This window comes from Streptococcus macedonicus ACA-DC 198 (genome assembly GCA_000283635.1).
In the GTDB taxonomy this organism is placed as follows: Bacteria; Bacillota; Bacilli; order Lactobacillales; family Streptococcaceae; genus Streptococcus; species Streptococcus macedonicus.
The window spans coordinates 1,438,571-1,461,615 of the sequence record HE613569.1 but is presented as its reverse complement, the minus strand read 5'-3'; the positions used below and the strand labels follow the sequence as shown (position 1 = coordinate 1,461,615).

Sequence of the window (23,045 nt, the reverse complement as noted above, 5' to 3'; positions counted from 1 at the left end):
TTTCATAGCTCCCCTTAGTTCAATGGATATAACAACTCCCTCCTAAGGAGTAGTTGCTGGTTCGATTCCGGCAGGGGAGATAGAACATAGCTAAAAAAGCCTTGATATCAAGGCTTTTGTTGTGTCCTAAAACAAGATGGCTCGAATCAGCCCGAAAACTAGGTAATGCTTTGAACAAATTCAAAAACTTCATCTTGTTTTTTCTCAAATCTTTCCTACAAAAATCAGTTGATAATTTATTGAAAATGGAAAGAATAGCTTTTTAGTTTTTGCTGAAAATTTATTTTATTTTCACAAGCTTTTTTCCTCAATTTTAATTAAAAAATGATATAATTATTTTTGATCAGAAACGAAGGAAGTACAATGGCGAGAAAAAAATATTCTATTGATAGTCGGATTGATTATTCTGTAATTTTACCTGTCTTTTTCCTTTTGTTAATTGGCTTGGGGGCAATCTATATCGCAACCATAAATGATTACCCAAGCACGATTGCAAAAGTGATGACACAACAAGTGATTTGGATACTTTTAGGGTGTGGTGTGGCGTTTGTTGTCATGCTATTTAGCACTGAATTTTTATGGAAAATAACGCCGTTCCTATACGGTCTTGGATTGATATTAATGGTGCTACCGCTCATCTTTTATAGTCCAGAGTTGGTTGAGTCAACAGGCGCGAAAAACTGGGTTTCAATCGGTTCGGTAACGTTATTTCAGCCCTCGGAATTTATGAAAGTGTCCTATATTTTGATGCTTGCCAGATGTTCCATTTGGTTTCGCCAAAAGTTCAAGGAAGATTCTTTGAAAAATGACTGGAAACTCCTTGGAATTTTTGCACTTATTACCTTACCTGTGATGGTGCTACTAGGGCTTCAAAAAGACTTAGGAACAGCAATGGTTTTCTCAGCGATCTTAGCTGGTTTGATTTTATTATCAGGGATTTCGTGGTGGATTATCCTTCCAGTTGTTATTATCGTTGCTCTTGCAGTTGGTGGTTTCATGTTAATTTTCCTTTTGCCAAATGGGAAAGAATTCCTTTATGGTTTGGGAATGGATACTTACCAAATTAATCGTATTTCAGCTTGGCTAGACCCATTTTCATATGCTAAAACGATTGCCTACCAACAAACACAAGGAATGATTTCTATTGGTAGTGGTGGTCTTACTGGTAAAGGGTTCAATGTTGTTGATTTATCAGTGCCAGTTCGTGAGAGTGATATGATTTTTACCGTTATTGCTGAAGATTTTGGTTTTATTGGTAGTGCTGTTGTCATGGGATTGTATCTTTTGTTGATTTATCGTATGATTCGTGTAACTTTTGAATCAAATAACCGTTTCTATACTTACATTTCAACTGGTTTCATCATGATGATTTTGTTCCATATTTTTGAAAATATCGGAGCAGCAATTGGTATTTTGCCATTAACAGGTATTCCTTTGCCATTTATCTCACAAGGTGGCTCATCGTTGATTACCAATTTGATTTGTGTCGGTCTGATTTTATCAATGAGTTATCAAAACAACCTACACCGTGAACAAGAAATTACAGAACATTTTAAAAGAAGTGACCGTTATTAGTAAAAGTTGAGTGTTAGCTCGACTTTTTTCTTATATATTAACCTGTAAATTGATACAGTATAGACTATAAAAAAACTTAAAAATATGATATAATAAGGTGTATGAATTACCATGATTATGTCTGGGATTTGGGTGGAACGTTGCTTGATAATTATGAAATGTCTGCTCAAGCTTTCGTGAAAACTTTAGCGGAATTTGGACAATCTGCCTCACATGATGAGGTTTATAATAAACTAAAAGAGTCCACGGATGCTGCTATTGCACAATTTATCCCAAAAGAACCTCAATTTTTAAAGGCGTACAAAAAATTGGAAGCTGAATATTTGAAAACGCCAGTTTTATTTGCAGGAGCGCATAACGTTTTGCAGGCAATTGTTGCAAGTGGTGGGCGAAATTTTTTAGTATCGCATCGGAACAAACAAGTCCTTGATATCTTAGAAAAAACTAATTTGTTGTCTTATTTTACGGAAGTAGTCACTTCAGAAAATGGCTTTTCTCGTAAACCAAGTCCAGAATCGATGTTGTATTTGAAAGAAAAATATGACATTAAAGAAGCACTGGTAATTGGAGATCGTGAAATTGATAGGAAGGCAGGTCAATCTGCTGGCTTTGACACGTTATTAGTTGATGGAAAAAAATCCTTAATGGAGATAGTGAAGTAAATGACGGAAGAAAATAAAAATTTAGCAGAATTAGCGAAAGAGTATGACGCCAGTCAGATTCAAGTCTTAGAAGGGCTTGAGGCTGTTCGAATGCGTCCAGGTATGTACATTGGTTCAACGTCCAAAGAAGGCTTGCACCATTTGGTATGGGAAATTGTCGATAACTCTATCGATGAAGCATTAGCTGGTTTTGCGACTCATATTGAAGTTTTTATTGAAAAAGATGATTCGATTACAGTTGTCGATGACGGGCGTGGTATTCCTGTTGATATTCAAGAAAAAACAGGTCGTCCCGCCGTTGAAACAGTCTTTACGGTTTTACACGCTGGAGGTAAATTCGGCGGTGGCGGCTACAAGGTTTCAGGTGGTTTGCACGGTGTAGGATCATCTGTTGTTAACGCACTTTCAACACAATTAGATGTCTCTGTTCACCGTAACGGTAAAATTTACTATCAAGAGTACCGTCGTGGACACGTTGTTAGTGATTTAGCTGTTATTGGTGATACTGACCGTCATGGAACGACTGTTCATTTTACTCCAGACCCAGAGATTTTCACAGAAACAACGGTTTTTGATTTTGATAAATTAGCCAAACGTATCCAAGAATTAGCCTTTTTGAACCGTGGCTTGCGTATTTCAATTACTGATAAACGTGAAGGAATTGAGCAAGAAAAACATTACCATTATGAAGGTGGTATTTCAAGCTACGTTGAATTTATCAACGAAAATAAAGAAGTTATTTTTGAAAATCCAATCTATACTGATGGTGAATTAGACGGTATCTCTGTTGAAGTAGCCATGCAATATACAACTAGTTATCATGAAACAGTGATGAGTTTTGCCAATAACATTCACACGCATGAAGGTGGTACGCACGAACAAGGTTTCCGTACAGCTCTAACACGTGTGATTAATGACTATGCTCGTCAGAATAAATTGCTAAAAGAAAAAGATGACAATTTAACTGGTGAGGATGTTCGTGAAGGGTTGACGGCAGTTATTTCTGTTAAACACCCAAATCCTCAATTTGAGGGACAAACGAAAACAAAACTTGGAAATTCCGAAGTTGTTAAAATTACGAATCGTTTGTTTAGTGAGGCTTTCAGCCGTTTCTTATTAGAAAATCCGCAGATTGCTAAGAAAATCGTTGAAAAAGGTATTCTAGCATCTAAAGCTCGTATCGCTGCTAAACGTGCACGCGAGGTAACACGTAAAAAATCAGGACTGGAAATTTCAAATCTTCCTGGTAAATTGGCTGACTGTTCTTCAAATGATGCAACTATGAATGAACTGTTTATCGTCGAAGGGGACTCTGCGGGTGGTTCTGCTAAATCAGGACGTGACCGTGAGCACCAAGCAATCTTACCAATTCGTGGTAAAATCTTGAACGTTGAAAAAGCTAGCATGGATAAAATTCTTGCTAACGAAGAAATTCGTAGTCTATTTACAGCTATGGGAACAGGTTTTGGTGCTGAATTTGATGTCTCAAAAGCGCGTTATCATAAGCTTATTATTATGACTGATGCCGATGTTGACGGAGCCCATATTCGTACCCTGTTGTTAACGCTGATTTACCGCTTCATGCGTCCTGTTTTGGAAGCAGGGTATGTTTACATTGCTCAACCACCAATTTATGGTGTTAAAGTTGGTAGTGAAATTAAAGAGTACATTCAACCAGGTGCTAATCAAGAAATTGAATTGCAAGAAGCTATGGCACGTCATAGTGTTGGACGTTCAAAACCAACGGTTCAACGTTACAAAGGACTTGGAGAAATGGACGATCACCAGCTTTGGGAAACAACAATGGATCCAGAGAATCGCTTAATGGCGAGAGTTTCTGTTGATGATGCCGCTGAAGCAGATAAGATTTTTGATATGCTTATGGGAGATAGGGTAGAACCGCGTCGTGAGTTCATCGAAGAAAATGCGGTTTACAGTACGCTTGATATTTAATAAGAATATTGACAAAAAATTACTGCATACAATCTCTAAGTATGTTATAATCGTAATGTTATAGCTATTTTTTACGATAAAAAGACAATTTATAAGGAGTTTTAAATGTCGAGCGGAATTATATTACTGCTTGTAGCAATAGTTTTATTAGTAATTGTTGCTTACCTAGTTGGCGTTATTGTGCGCAAGCGAAATGATTCATTGATTGCAAGCTTGGAAGAAAGAAAACAATCATTATTTGGTTTACCTGTTAATGAAGAAATCGAGGCTGTTAAAAATCTTCACCTTATCGGGCAAAGTCAGACAACATTTCGTGAATGGAATCAAAAATGGGTTGACCTTTCTTTAAATTCTTTTTCGGATATTGAAAATCATATTTTTGAAGCTGAAAATCTAAATGATAGTTTTAAATTCATCAGAGCAAAACACGAAATTGATAATATCGAAAGCCAATTAAATTTAGTTGAAGAAGACATTAATTCGATTCGTGAGGCACTTTCTGTCTTGAAAGAACAAGAAGAAAAAAATAGTGCTCGTGTTAAACACGCTTTGGATTTGTACGAAACATTAAAAGCTTCTATCTCAGAAAAAGAGGACAATTTTGGCTCTACAATGTCTGAGATTAAAAAACAATTAAAAAACATAGAAGCTGAATTTTCTCAATTTGTAACGCTTAACTCAACTGGTGATCCTGTTGAAGCGTCTGAAGTGCTTGACCGTGCAGAAGAACACACTATCGCACTTGGTCAAATTTCAGAACAAATTCCAGCGATTGTTGCAAAATTAGAAGATGATTTCCCAGACCAACTTGATGATTTAGAGCAAGGTTATCGCCGTTTGCTTGAACAAAATTATCATTTTGCTGAAAAGAATATTGAAACACGTTTCCAAGAAATTCGTGATTCTATTCGTGCCAATGCTTCTGAACTTGTTACATTGGATTTGGACCGTGCCCGTGATGAAAATGAACACATTCAAGAGAAAATTGATTCATTGTATGAATTGTTTGAACGCGAAATTGCTGCTCATAAGGCTGCGCTTAAAGATAGCAAGATTATTCCTGACTATTTGGCTCATGCTAAGGCAAATAATGAACAACTTGCTCATGAAATTAAGCGTCTATCTCACAAGTACATCTTGAATGATAGTGAAAGTCTTAGCCTTCGTTCATTTACTAAAAACTTGGAAGAGATTGAAACAGAAGTATTGCCAATCGTTGTTGCTTTTGAGACACAAGACAAGCCATTCTCTGAATTACAAGTGATTTTTGACAGAACCTTAAAAACATTGGCTGCTGTCGAAGAGGGGCAAATGGAAGTCTTTGAACAAGTTAAGAATATTGAAGAAATTGAGACGGTTGCTCGTCAAAGCTTGGAACAATATATTAATCGTTTGCATACGATTAAACGTTATATGGAAAAACGTAATTTACCAGGTATTCCACAAGATTTCTTGAGCGCATTCTTCACAACAAGTTCACAATTGGAAGTGTTAATTGATGAACTTAGTCGTGGGCGTATTGATATTGAAGCTGTGTCTCGTTTAACAGATGTTGCGACATCAGCTATTACAAATCTTGAAAATGCAACTTATAAAGTGATTCAAAATGCGACATTGACAGAACAATTGTTGCAATACTCAAATCGTTATCGTAGTTTTGAACCAAGTGTACAAAGTAGTTTTGAACACGCTTTGAAATTATTTGAAGTTGATAATGACTATCAAGCATCATTTGATGAAATTTCATATGCACTTGAAACGGTTGAACCAGGTGTAACAGATCGTTTCGTATCATCGTACGAAAAAACACGTGAACAAATTCGTTTTTAAAATGACTGTGTTAACTGATACAATATAAAGGTTTGGAAAAATTGCCAAACCTTTTTTGATAACTAAAATGAGGAGTGATAATGAAAAAGATTGGTATGGTAGTGGCTGTTGAAATACAGTCTGTCATGCGAAAATATGCTGATAAGCTCAAAAGAGGAGATGTCAGAGGGTTTAAAGTTTATTCGGTTACATTTGATGATGAAATTTTATATATTACACAGTCAGGTGCAGGAGAAATCAGAGCTGCGGCCTGTACGTAATTATTAATTAGCCTTTTTGATGTCGATTTAATTGTTAATTATGGTGTGGTCGGTGCTCTGACGGAAGAATTAAAGGTAACCAATATTTGTTTAGTTGAGAAGGTGATCCATTATGATATGGATACCTCAGCCGCTGACCATTGCGAAGTTGGGCGTTATTTGGAATATCAGGATATCTATTTGCCAACAACGAAGAAGTATGTGCAGTTGGTAAAAAATCATTACCCTTTTATTCGTCCAGTTATCTGCGCTTCTGGTGATAAATTTATTGCTGATGAGACAAAGAAACGTGCCTTAAATCATGACTTTAAGGCTGATATTTGTGATATGGAAGGTGCAGCAATTGGTCTTGATTTGTGACCAGAATAACATTCCAAATCTTATCCTTAAAACGGTTTTGGACAGTATAATGGGTGGTGCGGCAGAATTTCGTTCATCTATTGAAAAAGCTGCAGATATTTGTCTAGAAATTTTAGACGATATTCTGAAAGAACTATAATTAATCAGAGATTCTTTGAAATTAGCCAACGGCTTAAAGCAAGTTTGAGCTTAAAAATGCAAATTGAGGAACTTAAAAGAAGCATCAAAAAAAGACTTTTTCAACCTAAATCAGCTAAATTTGGTTTATTTTTTTGTATAAATATAAAAATCTTGATTTTAAGCTTGCTATTTTCAGAATTTTCTTGTAGAATATTTTTAAATATAAAAGTGTTGATAGAAAAAGCCTGAGACAACAGACAGAGAGTGCTTGGTGGTGAGAAAAGCGTGCAATCCTTGGGCGACACATTCTTGAGCGCGTGTGCGAACTCAGCTGATAGAGCTGACAGTAGTGCACGACGGGTGGTTCCACGTTACGGAGCAGAAGTCATGTACTTCATGAGAACAGTCTAGGCGACTGGCTGTTGAATCAGAGGTGGAACCACGTTTTAACGTCCTTGCATTTTTTTGCGAGGGCGTTTTTTGAATATCAGAAATAGAAAGGGCGTTATTATGACAACTATTAAAGGATTGATAGATATTGAACCTTATGTAGCTGGTAGCCAGCCAAGCGGTGAAAATTTAATAAAATTGAATACAAATGAAAATGCTTATGGACCAAGTCCAAAAGTAGCAGAAGTCTTTTCACATTTTGAGATTCATCAATTGCGGAAGTATTCAACTTTGGACCAAGAATCACTACGTGTTGTGCTTGCTAAGCAACATGGTCTTGATCCAAGTCAAATCATTGTTGGTAATGGATCAGATGATGTTTTGTCTATGGCATTTCTTGCATTTTTTAATAGTGATGAGCCTGTTCTATTTCCTGATTTGACTTATGCTTTTTACAAAGTCTGGGCTGATTTGTACCGCATTAATTACCATGAAGTGCCGTTAACTAGCGATTTTGAGATTGATGGTAATGATTATATTGCTGATAATGGTGGTGTTGTTCTGACGAATCCAAATGCACCGACTGGCATTTACAAATCTTTAGAGGCTATTGAGGCGATTATCAAGGCTAATCAAGATGTGGTGGTTATTATTGACGAAGCATATATTAACTTTGGTGGTGAAACAGCTCTGCCATTGCTCAAAAAATATGACAATGTCTTTATTACACGAACATTTTCAAAAGATGCTTCGCTTGCTGGTTTGCGAGTTGGCTATGGTATGGGAAGTACAAAATTAATGTCGGTTATTAATGCCGTTAAAAATTCGGTCAATCCTTACAATGTTGATTTAATTGCTGAGAAATTAGCTGTGGCGGCTGTTGAATCATGGGGTTATTACGAAAATACGTGTCAAAAAATTATAGCGACAAGAGATTGGTTTACTAAGGAATTACGAGACCTTGACTTTTCAGTTTTAGAATCAAAGACCAACTTTGTCTTAGCGGAATGTCCTCAAAATGATGCAGCGAATTTATTTGATTATTTGCAAGCTAAGAATATCTATGTTCGTTATTTTCCGAAAGTTGAACGTATCAAAAATCATTTGCGAATTTCAATCGGAACGCAGGCTGAAATGGAACAAGTGATTGAAGAGATTAAAGAATATCAGAAAGCCTAATTTTAATGATGTTAGGAGTTGACAAGATGAAAAAAACAACGTTACCTGTGGGAATGCATGATAAGTTATTCAAACGTGCGCGTGTTACCTACAAAATAGAACGTGATATCAGTGATTTCTTGATGAGTCAGGGATTCAATCGAATTGAAACACCGACCTTGGAACATTTTGAAGTCTTTAGTGATACGATTACGAAAAATAATTACAATTTCTTTGATAAAAGTGCTGAATTGCTGACGCTTCGTCCTGATATTACCAGTCAGATTGGACGTGTCATTGCATCGACGCAAGTTGAAACGCCGATTAAATTCTCCTATTCGGGCAAGGTTTTCAAATACAACGAAGAAATGCGTGGTTTGATGAATGAGCACACGCAAGCTGGTGTTGAGATTGTTGGTTTTCCAGCTAAGGAAGCTGTTTTTGAGGCAATCCAATCAGCCAAGAAAGCCCTTGATAGAGCGGATATCCCGTCTTATCAATTTGAATTTTCACATGCTGCGATTTTACAAACCATTTTTGAAACTTTGGCTTTGTCACAAGCAGTTGAAGAAACTTTGGCACAAGCGATTAAAGATAAAAATATCACTCAGTTAAATGAATTTACCAAAAAATATCCGAGTGAATTTGATGAGTTTTTGAAAAATTTGCCTTATCTTTTTGGAGAAAGTCATCAAGTTTTAGAAAGTACGCGTGAACTTGTCAAGAATCAAGCGATTTTGGCTGCTTTGACAGATTTGGAAAACTTGCTTAATCAAGTATCTGAAATGTTACCAAAGAGCAACATTGATTTGGCACAAATTCCGACAATGCCGTATTATACTGGCGTGATGTTCAAAGTCTTTGGAGATAAGGTGCCAGACGCTTTTGCCTCAGGTGGGCGTTACGATAAACTTTTTGAACGTTTTGGGGCTAAAAAATTGACTGCGGTCGGTTGGGCAGTAGATGTTGATGCTGTTTACCAAGCTGTACTTGATAATTTAGAAGGAGGTGCCTAATGGAAAATCAAATTACGATTGCTTTAACCAAAGGACGTATTGAAAAAGATACGGTGAAACTTCTGGAAAAAGCGGGTTTTGATATGACGTTTATGGAAAATAAGGGACGTAATCTTATTTTTAAAAGCCCAGATAAAAAATTCCGTTTTTTGCTCGTCAAGGCACCTGATGTGACAACGTATGTGCGCCATGGTGTGGCTGACCTTGGTGTGGTTGGAAAGGACTTGTTGATTGAGCACCCAACAGGCTATCTTGAAATGCTTGATTTGAATTTTGGTTTATGTAAATTCTCAGTAGCTTCAACGGATTCTTATGACCCACATGACCATAAACGAAAACGAATTGCCACAAAATACCCAACCATTGCGACCGATTATTTTAATAAAAAAGGAGAAGATGTCGAAATCATTTCAATTCAAGGAAGTGTTGAGATTGCTCCTGTTATTGGTTTAGCGGACGCTATTGTTGATATTGTTGAGACTGGAAATACGCTAGTTGCTAACGGTCTTAAAGTTTATGAAGATATTTGTCGCATTTCAGCACGATTGATTGTGAACAAAGCGGCTTTGAAAAATAATTCTGAAATCATGCCATTTATCCAAAAATTGGAAAGTATCGTTGGAAATGAGGAGGTAGCTTTTAAATGAAACGTTTAACAGGAACGACAGAAGAAATTTCAAAAATTCTCTACCAAGAACAATTAGAATTAAGTAAAGAAAATCTTGATGTTGATGATGCAGTTCGTCAAATTTTAGAAGATGTCAAAGAAAATGGTGATAAAGCACTTAAAGCCTATTCAGAAAAATTTGACAAGATTACGCTTGATAATTTTGAAGTTGGCAAGGAGTTGGTTGACCAAGCGTTTGAGGAAATTGATGCCGAGGTTTTGGAAGCTCTCAAAAATGCCAAAGCGAATATTGAAAGTTATCACAAGCAACAGTTGGAAAAAGGATTTCAGGACCAACCAACTGAAGGCATTGTTCGTGGGCAATTGATTCGTTCGATTGAGCGTGTTGGGGTTTATGTCCCAGGTGGAACTGCTGCTTATCCGTCATCTGTTTTGATGAATGTCATTCCAGCTAAGATTGCTGGTGTTAAAGAAATTATCATGATTACACCGCCACAAGCGCATTTCGAACCTGCGATTTTGGTGGCTGCTTCGTTAGCTGGTGTTGATAAGATTTATCAAGTTGGTGGGGCTCAAGGTGTTGCTGCTTTGGCATATGGTACAGAAACGATTCCTAGTGTTGATAAGATTACTGGACCAGGAAATATTTTTGTTGCGACAGCTAAAAAACTTGTTTACGGTATTGTTGGTATTGATATGATTGCAGGTCCGTCTGAAATTGGTGTGATCGCAGATGACACAGCCAATCCAAAATATGTTGCAGCAGATTTGCTCTCACAAGCTGAACATGATGTGCGTGCGCGTGCGATTTTGGTGACAAATTCAGCAGCGTTAGCGGATGCGGTTGAAAAGGAAATCGAAGAACAACTTAAAACCTTGCCACGTGAAGAAATTGCGCGTGCTTCTGTTGAAAATAATGGTCGTATCATCATTTCAGATTCTGTTGAGGCAATGTTTGAATTGATGAACCAAGTGGCGCCAGAACATTTGGAAATTGCTATGGATAATGCTTATGATTATCTTGATACGATTGAAAATGCGGGTTCTGTTTTCCTTGGGCATTTCACGAGTGAACCAATCGGTGATTATTACGCAGGGGCAAATCATATTTTGCCAACAACTAGCACAAGCCGTTTCTCATCAGCGCTAGGTGTGCATGATTTTGTCAAACGTATCCAGTATATGCAATATTCAAAAATTGCTGTGAATGCAGCTAGTCACGATATTACAACACTTGCTTATGCTGAAGGATTACAAGCTCATGCTAGAGCTATTGAGGTGCGTCATGACTAGGGTAAATGGATTATTGGTAATGGATGTGGACTCTACCCTCATTCAAGAAGAAGGAATTGATTTATTGGGTGAAGAAGCGGGTGTTGGTGAGAAGATTGCTGACATTACTGCGCGTGCCATGAATGGTGAACTTGATTTTAAACAAGCGTTAGATGAACGTGTCGGTTTATTGAAGGGGTTGCCAGAAAGCATTTTTGATAAGGTGCTTGCGCGCATGCATTTTACAAATGGTGCTGAAAAATTAGTGGCAGAATTGCATCGTCGTGGTTATAAAGTGGCTGTCGTGTCAGGTGGTTTCCATGAAACGGTTGATGTGTTGGCAAAACGTATCGGACTTGATTATGTCAAGGCTAACCGCTTAGAAGTTAAAGACGGTGTTTTGACAGGCAAGGTTCTTGGCGAGGTCGTCACTAAAGACGTCAAGAAAGCTAGCTTGATTGAGTGGGCAGCTGAAAATAGCTTAGAATTAAGTCAAACCATTGCTATGGGAGATGGTGCTAATGATTTACCAATGATAAAAACAGCTGGTATTGGTATCGCTTTTTGTGCTAAGCCAGTTGTACGAAAAGAAGCGCCTTACCAAATCAATGAAGCAGATTTGTACAAAGTCATTGATATTTTAGATGGTAAAAACTAGTGACGTTACTTGCACAGAAAGAAAAGGATATTTTATGAGACAAGCAGAGATTGAACGTAATACCTTTGAAACAAAGATTAAGTTGAGCCTTAATTTAGATGCTCAAGAACCAGTAGAGATTGATACTGGTGTTGGTTTTTTTGACCATATGTTGACCCTTTTTGCAAGACATAGCCGTATTTCTCTTGTGGTAAAAGCAGATGGTGATTTGCATGTTGATAGTCACCATACGGTTGAAGATGTGGGAATTGTTTTAGGACAAGTTTTGAAAAAAGCCCTTGGTGATAAGGCTGGCATCAATCGTTATGGTACAGCTTTTGTTCCCATGGATGAAACGCTTGGTATGGCAAGTCTTGATCTATCAGGGCGTAGCTACCTTGTTTTTGATTGTGAGTTTGATAATCCAAAACTTGGCAATTTTGATACAGAATTGGTTGAAGAATTTTTCCAAGCCTTGGCATTTAATGTTCAAATGAATTTGCATTTGAAGATTTTACACGGAAAAAATAATCACCATAAATCAGAAAGTCTTTTTAAGGCAACTGGTCGTGCTCTTCGCGAAGCGATTACCATTAACCCTGAAATCTATGGTGTTAATTCAACAAAAGGATTGCTTTAAAATACAGAAAAAGGAAATCAGCCGTGACACGTCTCATTTAGTAGTGTGTGGAAGGCTTGAGAGCTGAGATATGATAATTGTGATTGATTATGATGCAGGTAATACTGCTAATGTGTTAAGAGCTTTACAGAAAATCGGTGTTCAGGCTGAATTGTCTAGTAATCGAGACAAGATTTTAGCTGCGGACGGTCTGATTTTGCCAGGGGTTGGTGCTTATCCTGCTGCCATGGCTGAGTTACAACAGCGTGGCTTGGTTTCTGCTATCAAGGAAGCAGTAGCTAAGGGAACGCCGTTACTGGGCATTTGTTTAGGAATGCAGGTCTTGACAGAGATTGGCTTGGAACACCAAGAAACACAAGGACTTGGCTTTATCCCAGGTGTTTGTCGTGAAATTCAAGCAACTAAGACTATGCCTGTTCCGCATATGGGATGGAATGATTTGACAGTGAAACAAGATAGTCCGTTAACAGCAGGGCTTGCTGGCAAATCCGTTTATTTTGTGCATAGCTATTTTACAGATGTTCCGAAAGAATACATTGATGTGACTGCTGATTATGGTATTGAAGTACCAGCCATGATTCACAAAGATAATGTTTACGGAGCGCAATTCCACCCTGAAAAATCAGGTGACGTCGGTTTAGGAATTCTTGAAAAATTTATTTCCCTTTGTGGTGACTAAGAATGATTTTAAGTTGCTTAGAGTAGCGTTTTATAAAGAAAAGGAGTTTATATGCAGATTCTTCCAGCGATTGATATTAAAGAAGGACAGGCAGTTCGTCTTTTTAAAGGTGATTTCAACCAAAAAACGGTTGTTAATCCAGATGTGCTTGGACAAGCAAAAATCTTTGCGCAAGCTGGTATTGAATTTATTCACGTTGTTGATTTGGACGGAGCGCTTGATGGGCGAGCAACGAATCGCGATTTAATTGCCAAGCTGAAGCAAAAATCAGGGCTTGTTGTCGAAGTTGGTGGCGGTATTCGTACCCTTGAGCAAATTGAAGATTACCTAGCAGTTGGTATTGACCGTGTGATTATCGGATCTATGGCAGTGAAAAATCCAGATTTTGTCAAGGCAGCTTTAGATAAATTTGGTAGTGATAAAATTGTGGTTGGTATTGATGCTAAAAATGGTTTTGTGGCAACTGAGGGTTGGCTAAAAACGAGTAACGTTGACTATATCAGCTTAGCTAAAGCCATGGAGAAAATGGGGGTGACCTTATTTGTCTATACAGATGTTGACCGTGATGGCACGCTAATAGGACCAAATTTTGAACATTATGAACGTTTGGTGGCTGAGTTAACGACGGCTAAAGTTATTGCTTCTGGTGGCATTGCTGAGAAGAATGATTTGGTGAAATTGCAAGAAATTGGTGTTGCTGGGACAATCGTTGGTAAAGCTTATTACAACGGCAATATTAGCCTTGACGAATTGAAAGCTTTTGGAGGATAGCTTATGCTGAAAAAACGCATTATTCCTTGTCTTGATGTTAAAGATGGGCGCGTGGTTAAGGGGGTTAATTTTGTTAATTTAACAGATGTTGGTGATCCTGTTGATGCGGCGCGTGCTTATTATGAAGCTGGGTGTGATGAATTGGTGTTCTTGGACATTACCGCAACACATGAAAAACGTGACACAACTGTGGAAATGGTGAAGCGTGTGGCTGACCAAGTATTCATTCCTTTTACAGTTGGCGGTGGCATTCGCTCGATTGAGGACATGAATAAAATGCTCAAAGCGGGTGCGGACAAGGTCGCAGTTAATTCTTCCGCAGTAGCCAATCCTCAACTCATCAAAGATTGCGCTGAAAAATTTGGCAATCAATGTGTGGTATTGGCTATTGATGCTCATAAAGAAGCTGATGGCACTTGGCATGTTTATGTGGCAGGTGGGCGCAAGGATACTGGCATTGATTTGACTGAATGGGCAAAGACTGTTGTCAGCCTTGGTGCAGGTGAGATTTTACTAACCAGTATGGATAAAGACGGCACGAAGTCAGGATTTGATTTGGATATGCTAAATGCTGTCACTGATGTGGTTAATGTCCCAATCATTGCGTCTGGTGGTGCAGGAAATATTGACCATATGGTTGACGTTTTTGAAAAAACAACTGCAACAGGTGCGCTTGCCGCTTCCATTTTCCACTTTGGCGAAGTTTCAATTGCTGACACCAAAGCTGCCATGGCTGCTGCAGGAATTGAGGTGAGACAATGAGTGAAATAAAACTTGATTTTGCGAAACAAGATGGTCTTGTTCCTGTGATTGTGACGGATTACCAAACAGGACAAGTACTGATGTTAGCCTACATGAACGAAGAAGCGTATCACTTAACATTGGAAACCAAACAAATGCACTACTGGAGCCGCTCACGTCAAGAAATCTGGCATAAAGGGGCAACCAGCGGTCATTATCAATACGTCAAATCAATCAAAACGGATTGCGACTGTGATACCTTATTGGTTGCTGTTAAGCAAGAGGGCGCTGCTTGTCATACGGGCGCTTACAGCTGTTTTTTCAATGATATTTTGTGATGATAGAAAAGGATAAAAAGACATGCTAGAAACATTATATAAAGAAGCAATAGACCGTAAAGAAAATCCAAAGGAAGGCTCTTATACCAATTACCTTTTTGATAAAGGATTGGATAAAATTCTTAAAAAGGTTGGGGAAGAAGCGACAGAAGTTGTTATTGCAGCCAAAAATGCAGACAAAGATGAAATCGCTAATGAAATAGCAGATGTTCTGTACCATTTGGCAGTAATGTTGGTCGAAACTGGCGTTAGTATTGAAGATGTAGATGCTGTTTTAAAAGCACGCCAAGGTAAGAAAAGTAATGTCCACGACCGACCAGAAATTACTAATTATTAAGCACTGCATTTGCATGTTTAACGATATAACCAAAGAAGCTGAGCCATGCTCGGTTTTTTTGTATTTTTCTAAGCAATCGATTGCACTTAATACAACGCAAATTATATATTATTTATTTTTGAAGTTTTGAATAAATATAAAAAATATTTACGAAAACGCTTGCGTAATTAAAAAATTTTTACTATACTGAAAGCATAAAAAATCATTATGTTGAAAGATACGGAGGTTCTGTATGAAAAAGATAAGTCGGCTTTCTTTTCTTGAAAAACGGCAGTTTTTTGGAATTCGTAAGCTAAAAGTTGGCGTTGCTTCTGTTACTATTGCGACGGCTCTTTTTTGGAGTGCCAGTTTAGCAAATAGCGTCTCTGCTGACCAAATCAGCGCTGAAACGGCAACAGAATTGGTAACAAATCAATCGGAAATAGCAGAGCAAGCTATTGATGTCGCACAAAGTGAGATTGATACCTTGGCTGACACACAAACTGAGGTTGATACGCAAATTGAAGTTGAAAAAACTGAATCAATAGTTAGCGAAGTTAATACTCAAACTGCTGCGGCTGAAACTGATGTTGACCAAGCTGTTGAGGAAGTAGTCACAACTGAAAACGTAGCAGAAGTTAATACTCAAACTGCTGCGGCTGAAACTGATGTTGACCAAGCTGTTGAGGAAGTAGTCACAACTGAAAACGTAGCAGAAGTTAATACTCAAACTGTTGCGGCTGAAACTGATGTTGACCAAGCTGTTGAGGAAGTAGTCACAACTGAAAACGTAGCAGAAGTTAATGTTCAAGAGGCGAGTAATGACACTACTAGCCTTGACCAGTTAGCAACGGATGCAACTGCTGAAAACACTACACAAACTAGCGAGGTTACACTTCTTAACGCCACACCAGAAACTGCTGAGAATACGGCACCTGCCATTGCAGAAGATACCATTCGAGTGCATTTTCAAGAAGTGACTGATGACAATTTTAGTCAGTATAGTTTATGGACTTGGGGTGCTGTTGCTGAACCGTCTGACGGGAATAATTGGCCAGCAGCCGCAATGGCTTTTTCAGAAAATCAAAAAAATGATTTTGGCTACTACATTGATGTCAAACAGACTGCTAGCCATGGTGAGATTGACTACCTTCTCTTAAAAAATGGTGAGAAAATCAGCGATTCTGACTAGAATATAACGCCTTTATCTCAAGACGTTAACGAAGTTTGGGTGACCTCTGATTTTAAGACATATACCTACAAACCTCTAGCTGATAATAGTATTATTCGAATAAATTACCAACGTGATGACGGCGATTATGATGGTTGGGGCGTTTGGGTATGGGGAGATGTGGCAGGTGAATTTTCAACTTGGCCAACTGATGCCCTTGATTTCACGCAAGAGGGAGCATACGGACATTATGTTGATGTTCCGCTATCAAAATTATTAGATTCTAACATTAGCTTTTTATTGGTTAATCAAAATGACCCAGATGGTGTCGGCAATAAAACGATTGATTTGAGCTTCTCAGAACGCGATAGTCATAGCCAAATCTTCTTGCACAATGATGATACGACAGTTTACACCAACCCATATTATATTGCGACAGTTACTGGGCAAGATTTTTCAAAAGCCACGCCTGGTGTTCATCAAGTGACTGTATCAGCCAGCAGTTATCGTTCGTTTAATTATAACGAAACTGACTTGATTGATGTTGTTGTTACGAATCCTGAAAATGTTGACATTACACGTATGCAAGTCGATACAACAGCAATTGGTGGAGGCATTATTGAAATTTCACCTGAGCTTAATCGTGTGACAATCACAGCAACTTCCGACATAACGCCTGGAGACTATGACTTACCTGTCCGTGTCTATGATAGTGACAACGGTTATTATGATACAACTGTTATGGTAACCATTACAGAACGTGTTAAGCAAGAAGGTGAACTTGATTGGGATGAACAAGTGATTTACTTCATGCTGACAGATCGTTTTTATAATGGTGATACTAGCAATGACAATCCTTACAATCAAGATTATGATGGAGTGATTAACCAAGCTGGTACTTATAAAGGTGGGGATTTCAAAGGAGTAACAGCAAAATTAGATTATCTTAAGAAACTAGGCGTAACGAGCATTTGGGTAACACCAATTGTGGAAAATATTCCACAAAATGTGGGTACCGAAGAAGGCATGGAATACTATGCTTATCATGGTTACTGGGCAAGTGATTTTGAAACGCTCAATCCACATCTTGGAACACTTGATGATTTCCATGAATTAATTGACGAAGCGGCAGAGCGTGGTATCAATATTATTGTAGATGTGGTTTTGAACCATTCTGGTTATAGTACGGAAGAAACATTTGCAGGTATGGTTCGGACAGCAGAGGAGGACAAGGGCGACGACATTCAAGGTTCGCAATCTGGTCTGCCTGATTTCAAAACTGAAGAAAAAACTGTCCGTGAGCAGTTGGTAGCATGGCAAACAGCTTGGCTTGAAAAGTCAACAACTGCAAAAGGCAATAGTATCTATGCCTTTCGTGTAGATACTGTCAAGAACGTTGATGACACTACTTGGCAATATTTTAAAAATGAGCTGGCGCTGAAAGATGCGGATTTTCATCTGGTAGGTGAAAGTTGGGGAGCGAGCTATAAGGACACCAAAGGCGACTTGGGTACTGGCAGCATGGATAGCTTACTGGACTTTGGCTTTAAAGATATTGCGAAGTTGCTTGTTAACGGCAATCTGAAACAAGCCAATGAAGAATTAATCGCGCGTAATGATGTGTTGACAAGTTCTTACACTTTGGCACAATTCCTTGGTAGTCATGACGAAGATGGTTTCCTTTATAGCATTGGTGGTGACCTTTCCAAATTAAAAGTTGCTGCAACGCTCTTATTGACCGCCAAAGGTCAGCCTGTGATTTATTATGGTGAGGAACTCGGTCAATCTGGTGCCAATAACTGGCCTTATTACGATAATCGTTACGGGTTTGACTGGGATGATGTTGAGGGCAATGATGTTCTGGAACATTACCAAAAATTATTAGCCTTTCGTCGTGACAACAGTGAATTGTTAGCACATGGGAGACATAGCACGGTAGCGGTTAATGATAGTCAACAATGGCTACTGGCTAAACGTGAAAATGATACGGATGCTGCGTACATTTTGTATAATCTTAAAGATGAAAGCCAGACTCTTCGTTTGTTATTGTCTGATGATGCCGTGGTGACAGATTATTATAGCGGTCAAACTTACCAAGCGGTGCTTGGCGAAGATGGCGCTTATTATCTTGACCTTGAAACACCAGCCATTTCAGCTGGCGGTACCATGCTTCTTAAAGTGTCAACAGGGGCAATTACGTCTGCTTTTATTGCACAAACTGAAGAAGAACCAATTGCCGAAAATACCATTCGCATTCATTTTAAAACCTTGCCGACAGATGATTTGTCTAGTTTGGGATTGTGGACTTGGGAAGACGTTGAAACACCGTCAGAATCTTGGCCAAATGGCGCTATCAATTTATCCAATCTAAAACAAGATAGCTATGGCTATTATATTGATATGAAATTGGTGGACGGAAATCGTCAGAAAGTAGGGTTGCTCATCAATAATACCAATGGTGATAATTTGACAGGCGATAAAGTTGTCAATTTAATCAGTCAAGAGATGAATGAAGTTTGGTTTGATGAGAACTACGCGATTAATTATTACGAACCACTTGAAGAAGGAACGATTCGAATTAATTACTATCGTAGTGATGGCAATTATGACAATTTAGCCCTTTGGCTTTGGGGAAGTGTTGATTCTTCCGTTACAGACCGTTTGGGGTCATGGCCAGACGGCATTGATTTTGAAAATGTAGGTAAATATGGCGTTTATGTGGATATTGCCCTATCAGATTTCAATGAACTTGGATTTCTCTTACTAGATGAGTCTAAGGAGGGCGATGATGCCAAAATTCAGCCAGACAATTATAGCTTTAAAGATTTAGCTAATCACACACAAATTTTCTTGAAAGACGAGGATAAGACAATTTACACGAATCCATATTTTGTAAGCACTGTTCGTTTGACATCAGCTCGGCAAACAAGTCCGACAGAGATTGTTGCTATCGTTAGCAATTTAGCTGACGCTGATAAGGATGACTTGTTTGAAAATGTTAAGGTAACTGATAAAGATGGTAATCTGATGACTATTTCTGACCTTGTATTGAATCCTGAAGCTAATCAGTTAACGATTGTTGGTGATTTTTCACAACTTTTAGCACCATACACTGTTAGTTATGCTGGTGATGACTATCAAGCTAAGACCAATTGGCAACATACAGATTCTCTTTATGCCTATGATGGTGAGTTAGGCGCGCGCGTGTCAGAAGAAGGAGCACGTGTTGATTTGACCGTTTGGTCACCAAGTGCAGATAGTGTTTCGGTGGTTCTTTATGATAACGATGACCAAACTAAGGTTGTTGGAAAGATTGCTATGGTTAAAGGTGATAAGGGCGAATGGTTAGCAGCTTTGACGCAAGAATCAGGTCTTGGTGTTTCTGATTATCGTGGTTATTATTATCATTATGAAATCACACGTGGAGATGAAACAGTTCTCGCACTTGACCCTTATGCCAAATCGTTAGCGGAATGGAATAGTGATTTGATTGGAACTGACCCGTCATACAAGGTAGCAAAAGCTGCGATTGTAGATACTAGTACAATTGGCAATCAAGAATTGACCTACGCTGATATTAGCGGATACACAGACCGTGAAGATGCTATTATTTACGAAGCACACGTTCGTGATTTCACATCAGATACCGCTATTTCAGATGAACTCCAACATCAATTTGGGACTTTTGCAGCCTTTGTTGAAAAATTAGATTACCTTCAAGAGCTTGGCGTGACGCATATTCAACTTTTGCCAGTGATGAGCTATTATTATGTCAATGAATTGGCGAATGCTGAGCGTTTGACGGACTATGCTTCTAGCAATACGAATTATAACTGGGGATATGACCCACAGAGCTACTTTGCTTTGACAGGAATGTATTCAGAAGACCCAACTGACCCAGCAAAACGCATTGAGGAATTTAAGAATTTGATTGCTGAAATCCATAAACGTGGGATGGGTGTTATTCTTGATGTGGTTTACAATCACACAGCTGACCTTGCTATTCTTGAAGATTTGGAGCCAAATTATTATCATTTTATGGAAGCTGATGGAACAGCTAAAACAAGCTTTGGTGGCGGTCGACCAGGAACAACGCATTATATGACAAGACGTTTGGTGCTTGATTCAATTGCTTATTGGGTTGATGAGTTCAAAGTTGACGGTTTCCGTTTTGATATGATGGGAGATTTGGATGCCGAAACGGTGCAAATGGCATATGATACGGCTAAAGCACTGAATCCGAATATTATCATGCTGGGCGAGGGCTGGATTTCTTATGCTGGAGATGCTAATGATAGCCGACAACCAGCAGACCAGACTTGGATGTCACAAACTGATAGCGTCGCTTCTTTCTCTGATGACATTCGTAACCTCCTCAAATCAGGTTATCCAAGTGAAGGAGCGGCAGCATTTATTACAGGTGGCGCAAAAGATTTGCAAACACTCTTTAATAATATTAAAGCTCAGCCAAGCAATTTTACTGCAGATGACACAGGTGATGTGATTCAATACATTGCTGCTCATGACAATTTAACGCTTCATGATGTGATTGCAAAATCCATTCAAAAAGATCCAGCTGTTGCTGAAAATGAGGCAGAAATCCAACGTCGTTTGCGTTTAGGAAACCTTATTGTCTTGACATCACAAGGAACTGCCTTTATTCATTCTGGTCAAGAGTACGGTCGTACGAAACAATTCCTTGACGAGGATTACAAGACACCAGTTTCAGCAGATAAAGTGCCAGCAAAATCTGATTTCTTGACCAATGCTGACGGCACACCGTTTGAATACCCATATTTCATCAGTGATTCTTATGATTCGACAGATGCGATTAATCATTTTGATTGGGCTAAAGCCACAGATAGCGAAGCTTACCCAGAAAATACGCAAAGCCAAGCTTACACAAAAGGTTTGATTGCCATTCGCCGCTCAACCGATGCTTTTACGCTTAAAACCAAAGAAGAAGTTGACCGCAATGTGAGCTTGATAACCATTCCAAATGAAAATGGTGTTGGCCAAGAAGATTTGATTATTGCTTATCAAACAATTGCTGGCAATGGCGATATTTACGCTGTTTTTATCAATGCAGATACCGTGGCGCGTGATTTCGTATTGACAGATGATTACCGAAATCTCCTATCAGCTGAAATCATTGCAGATGGTAAACAAGCAGGAGTAGAAGCGATAGAAAATCCAAGCGGTGTCACAATGACTGAAACAGGATTAACCCTCGAGCCACTAACAGCTACCATTTTACGTTTGAAAAAAGCTAGCGCTGAAACGGAACGCACGCTTTATGATGAAGCAAGTGGTGTTAGCGTTATTTTAGGAGCAGGTGAACGTGATGACATTAAGAAAATCAAGGTAAGTCACCAAGAAACAAATGATGTCAAAACACCAGAAGTTATAAAGGGAACAGATTACGATTTGTTTGATATTCAGCCAACCGACAATTTTGGAAATGTCTTAGCTATTACAAAAACAGCGCGAGTTATTTTACCAATTGATGCTGGTAAGACTGTTGCTCAAGTCTTTTATCTCCCAGAAAACGGACAACCACAGTCACTAGCATTTGAAGAAATCAGCCGTACTGTGGCAGGACAAACATTGAAATTTGTCATCTTTGATACGGAACATTTTAGTCAATACGGCATTATTTATGCTCAAGAAGCTACTCAATCATCATCAGATATGACAACACAAACCTCAGCTGAAAATGGCGTGACACCTGATGATCAAGCACAAGCTTCTGTCGTGGAAACGACAACTACACCTATCACAGTAGATGCCAATCTTGAAACACTATCAAGTACTGATGCTACTGATACTTTACCAGCGACAGGTGAAAAAGATGGCACAATTCTTACCTTTTCAGGTGTTTTAAGCCTAGCAAGCATAGCTTTGCTCGAACTCAAACGCCGCAAAAAATCACAATAACTTACAGTAGGCACAAAAAGAGAGGTTAGGAATACAATCCTAGCCTCTTAATCATCTAAAAACAATGTTTCTATCAGTAAGCGGTGTCGTGGAACGACTGGGTGTGTTTCTAAAAATGCTTTTAACTTTTCTTTTGCCACCCATTGGTACGAGATGGTTTCGCTATTTTGGGGAGTTATGGTATCTTTGGGAGAATTTACCAGAGTAAGGTAGCTATCCATGATACAGTTGTCATCTTTGTAAACAGTCCTTTTTGAAAATATTAATTCAACTGGTACAAGCCCAGTTTCTTCCAGTAACTCATATCGGACAGCTTGTTTAGAAACATCACCATAAAGAGCAGATCCGTCTGCACTAGCTTCAAAAAATCCTGGAAAAGATTCTTTTTCTGAATGTCTTTGCACAAACAAAATATCATTGTTAACATTTTGCACCAAACAATCTACTGCCAAGTGGTACAAATCATCAGGAATTGACTGACCACGTGTTAAGATATGACCTGTTTTCTGCCCATTTGCTAAATAAGCATCCCATTTTTTCATGTTTTTCTAACTTCTTTCGTTCAAAAAATTATATAATAGTATATATAGT

At 38.5% G+C, this 23,045-nt stretch carries 21 protein-coding genes and 1 tRNA gene; 21 read left to right on the top strand and 1 reads right to left on the bottom strand.

Annotated features, from left to right (window positions below; all coding sequences use genetic code 11):
• Positions 1-8: 8 nt before the first annotated feature.
• The 21 genes from SMA_RS07250 (at position 9) to SMA_RS11080 (ending at position 22,454) form a co-directional block, all read left to right on the top strand.
• Positions 9-80: transfer RNA gene (locus tag SMA_RS07250), tRNA-Arg, on the top strand.
• A gap of 283 nt (positions 81-363) precedes the next feature.
• Positions 364-1,575 (top strand): FtsW/RodA/SpoVE family cell cycle protein, encoded by a 1,212-nt coding sequence (locus tag SMA_RS07245; protein ID WP_014294937.1) that lies wholly within the window; start codon positions 364-366, stop codon positions 1,573-1,575.
• A 101-nt stretch (positions 1,576-1,676) separates the two neighbouring features.
• Positions 1,677-2,237 carry an HAD-IA family hydrolase gene (locus SMA_RS07240; protein WP_014294936.1) on the top strand — a complete coding sequence of 187 codons (561 nt, stop codon included), beginning with the start codon at positions 1,677-1,679 and terminating at the stop codon, positions 2,235-2,237.
• Positions 2,238-4,190 (top strand): DNA topoisomerase (ATP-hydrolyzing) subunit B, encoded by a 1,953-nt coding sequence (gene gyrB, locus SMA_RS07235; protein WP_014294935.1) that lies wholly within the window; start codon positions 2,238-2,240, stop codon positions 4,188-4,190.
• 105 nt (positions 4,191-4,295) lie between these two features.
• Positions 4,296-6,020 (top strand): septation ring formation regulator EzrA, encoded by a 1,725-nt coding sequence (gene ezrA / locus SMA_RS07230; RefSeq protein WP_014294934.1) that lies wholly within the window; start codon positions 4,296-4,298, stop codon positions 6,018-6,020.
• 80 nt (positions 6,021-6,100) lie between these two features.
• Complete coding sequence (locus SMA_RS12160; protein WP_223246311.1) at positions 6,101-6,280, top strand: nucleoside phosphorylase-I family protein; 180 nt, start codon at positions 6,101-6,103, stop codon at positions 6,278-6,280.
• Positions 6,281-6,325: 45 nt separating this feature from the next.
• On the top strand, positions 6,326-6,640 hold the full coding sequence (locus SMA_RS12155; protein WP_230937589.1) for a phosphorylase family protein: 315 nt from the start codon (positions 6,326-6,328) through the stop codon (positions 6,638-6,640).
• Positions 6,624-6,779: a hypothetical protein gene (locus tag SMA_RS12150; RefSeq protein WP_223246310.1), complete on the top strand. Its 156-nt coding sequence runs from the start codon at positions 6,624-6,626 to the stop codon at positions 6,777-6,779. Before SMA_RS12155 ends, SMA_RS12150 begins: the two co-directional genes overlap by 17 nt.
• 491 nt (positions 6,780-7,270) lie before the next feature.
• On the top strand, positions 7,271-8,329 hold the full coding sequence (gene hisC, locus SMA_RS07220) for a histidinol-phosphate transaminase (RefSeq protein WP_014294932.1): 1,059 nt from the start codon (positions 7,271-7,273) through the stop codon (positions 8,327-8,329).
• 26 nt (positions 8,330-8,355) lie between these two features.
• The gene (locus SMA_RS07215; protein ID WP_014294931.1) at positions 8,356-9,324 is read left to right on the top strand and encodes an ATP phosphoribosyltransferase regulatory subunit; all 969 of its coding nucleotides are present in this window, start codon (positions 8,356-8,358) and stop codon (positions 9,322-9,324) included.
• Positions 9,324-9,971 (top strand): ATP phosphoribosyltransferase, encoded by a 648-nt coding sequence (gene hisG / locus SMA_RS07210; RefSeq protein ID WP_014294930.1) that lies wholly within the window; start codon positions 9,324-9,326, stop codon positions 9,969-9,971. Before SMA_RS07215 ends, hisG begins: the two co-directional genes overlap by 1 nt.
• Positions 9,968-11,245 carry a histidinol dehydrogenase gene (gene hisD, locus SMA_RS07205; protein WP_014294929.1) on the top strand — a complete coding sequence of 426 codons (1,278 nt, stop codon included), beginning with the start codon at positions 9,968-9,970 and terminating at the stop codon, positions 11,243-11,245. Before hisG ends, hisD begins: the two co-directional genes overlap by 4 nt.
• A complete protein-coding gene (gene serB / locus SMA_RS07200) occupies positions 11,238-11,882 on the top strand; it encodes a phosphoserine phosphatase SerB (protein WP_014294928.1) in 645 nt (214 codons plus the stop codon). The genes hisD and serB overlap by 8 nt, the downstream gene beginning before the upstream one ends.
• A gap of 34 nt (positions 11,883-11,916) precedes the next feature.
• Complete coding sequence (hisB, locus tag SMA_RS07195; protein WP_014294927.1) at positions 11,917-12,501, top strand: imidazoleglycerol-phosphate dehydratase HisB; 585 nt, start codon at positions 11,917-11,919, stop codon at positions 12,499-12,501.
• Positions 12,502-12,571: 70 nt separating this feature from the next.
• Positions 12,572-13,180 carry an imidazole glycerol phosphate synthase subunit HisH gene (hisH, locus tag SMA_RS07190; protein WP_014294926.1) on the top strand — a complete coding sequence of 203 codons (609 nt, stop codon included), beginning with the start codon at positions 12,572-12,574 and terminating at the stop codon, positions 13,178-13,180.
• Between the two features lie 51 nt (positions 13,181-13,231).
• Complete coding sequence (hisA, locus tag SMA_RS07185) at positions 13,232-13,951, top strand: 1-(5-phosphoribosyl)-5-[(5-phosphoribosylamino)methylideneamino]imidazole-4-carboxamide isomerase (RefSeq protein ID WP_014294925.1); 720 nt, start codon at positions 13,232-13,234, stop codon at positions 13,949-13,951.
• A gap of 3 nt (positions 13,952-13,954) precedes the next feature.
• Positions 13,955-14,713, top strand: coding sequence for an imidazole glycerol phosphate synthase subunit HisF (gene hisF / locus SMA_RS07180; protein WP_014294924.1), 759 nt, complete (start codon positions 13,955-13,957; stop codon positions 14,711-14,713).
• Complete coding sequence (hisI, locus tag SMA_RS07175; RefSeq protein WP_009854557.1) at positions 14,710-15,030, top strand: phosphoribosyl-AMP cyclohydrolase; 321 nt, start codon at positions 14,710-14,712, stop codon at positions 15,028-15,030. The genes hisF and hisI overlap by 4 nt, the downstream gene beginning before the upstream one ends.
• Before the next feature lie 22 nt (positions 15,031-15,052).
• Positions 15,053-15,367, top strand: coding sequence for a phosphoribosyl-ATP diphosphatase (gene hisE / locus SMA_RS07170; RefSeq protein ID WP_014294923.1), 315 nt, complete (start codon positions 15,053-15,055; stop codon positions 15,365-15,367).
• Between the two features lie 232 nt (positions 15,368-15,599).
• Positions 15,600-16,538, top strand: coding sequence for a pullulanase-associated domain-containing protein (locus SMA_RS12145; RefSeq protein ID WP_014294922.1), 939 nt, complete (start codon positions 15,600-15,602; stop codon positions 16,536-16,538).
• A 39-nt stretch (positions 16,539-16,577) separates the two neighbouring features.
• Positions 16,578-22,454, top strand: coding sequence for a pullulanase (locus SMA_RS11080; RefSeq protein ID WP_014294921.1), 5,877 nt, complete (start codon positions 16,578-16,580; stop codon positions 22,452-22,454).
• A gap of 47 nt (positions 22,455-22,501) precedes the next feature.
• Here the strand turns inward: SMA_RS11080 and SMA_RS07155 are convergent, their stop codons facing one another.
• Positions 22,502-22,996, bottom strand: coding sequence for an NUDIX hydrolase (locus tag SMA_RS07155; RefSeq protein WP_014294920.1), 495 nt, complete (start codon positions 22,994-22,996; stop codon positions 22,502-22,504).
• Between the last annotated feature and the right edge of the window lie 49 nt (positions 22,997-23,045).

Excerpts from the sequence above, each read along its gene's own strand:
- hisE (WP_014294923.1), top strand. The coding sequence starts at position 15,053 with ATGCTAGAAACATTATATAAAGAAGCAATAGACCGTAAAGAAAATCCA.
- hisI (WP_009854557.1), top strand. The coding sequence starts at position 14,710 with ATGAGTGAAATAAAACTTGATTTTGCGAAACAAGATGGTCTTGTTCCT.
- hisC (WP_014294932.1), top strand. The coding sequence starts at position 7,271 with ATGACAACTATTAAAGGATTGATAGATATTGAACCTTATGTAGCTGGT.
- SMA_RS12145 (WP_014294922.1), top strand. The coding sequence starts at position 15,600 with ATGAAAAAGATAAGTCGGCTTTCTTTTCTTGAAAAACGGCAGTTTTTT.
- hisA (WP_014294925.1), top strand. The coding sequence starts at position 13,232 with ATGCAGATTCTTCCAGCGATTGATATTAAAGAAGGACAGGCAGTTCGT.
- hisG (WP_014294930.1), top strand. The coding sequence starts at position 9,324 with ATGGAAAATCAAATTACGATTGCTTTAACCAAAGGACGTATTGAAAAA.
- hisB (WP_014294927.1), top strand. The coding sequence starts at position 11,917 with ATGAGACAAGCAGAGATTGAACGTAATACCTTTGAAACAAAGATTAAG.
- SMA_RS07215 (WP_014294931.1), top strand. The coding sequence starts at position 8,356 with ATGAAAAAAACAACGTTACCTGTGGGAATGCATGATAAGTTATTCAAA.
- gyrB (WP_014294935.1), top strand. The coding sequence starts at position 2,238 with ATGACGGAAGAAAATAAAAATTTAGCAGAATTAGCGAAAGAGTATGAC.
- serB (WP_014294928.1), top strand. The coding sequence starts at position 11,238 with ATGACTAGGGTAAATGGATTATTGGTAATGGATGTGGACTCTACCCTC.
- SMA_RS12160 (WP_223246311.1), top strand. The coding sequence starts at position 6,101 with ATGAAAAAGATTGGTATGGTAGTGGCTGTTGAAATACAGTCTGTCATG.
- SMA_RS07245 (WP_014294937.1), top strand. The coding sequence starts at position 364 with ATGGCGAGAAAAAAATATTCTATTGATAGTCGGATTGATTATTCTGTA.
- ezrA (WP_014294934.1), top strand. The coding sequence starts at position 4,296 with ATGTCGAGCGGAATTATATTACTGCTTGTAGCAATAGTTTTATTAGTA.
- hisH (WP_014294926.1), top strand. The coding sequence starts at position 12,572 with ATGATAATTGTGATTGATTATGATGCAGGTAATACTGCTAATGTGTTA.
- hisD (WP_014294929.1), top strand. The coding sequence starts at position 9,968 with ATGAAACGTTTAACAGGAACGACAGAAGAAATTTCAAAAATTCTCTAC.
- SMA_RS07240 (WP_014294936.1), top strand. The coding sequence starts at position 1,677 with ATGAATTACCATGATTATGTCTGGGATTTGGGTGGAACGTTGCTTGAT.
- hisF (WP_014294924.1), top strand. The coding sequence starts at position 13,955 with ATGCTGAAAAAACGCATTATTCCTTGTCTTGATGTTAAAGATGGGCGC.
- SMA_RS07155 (WP_014294920.1), bottom strand. The coding sequence starts at position 22,996 with ATGAAAAAATGGGATGCTTATTTAGCAAATGGGCAGAAAACAGGTCAT.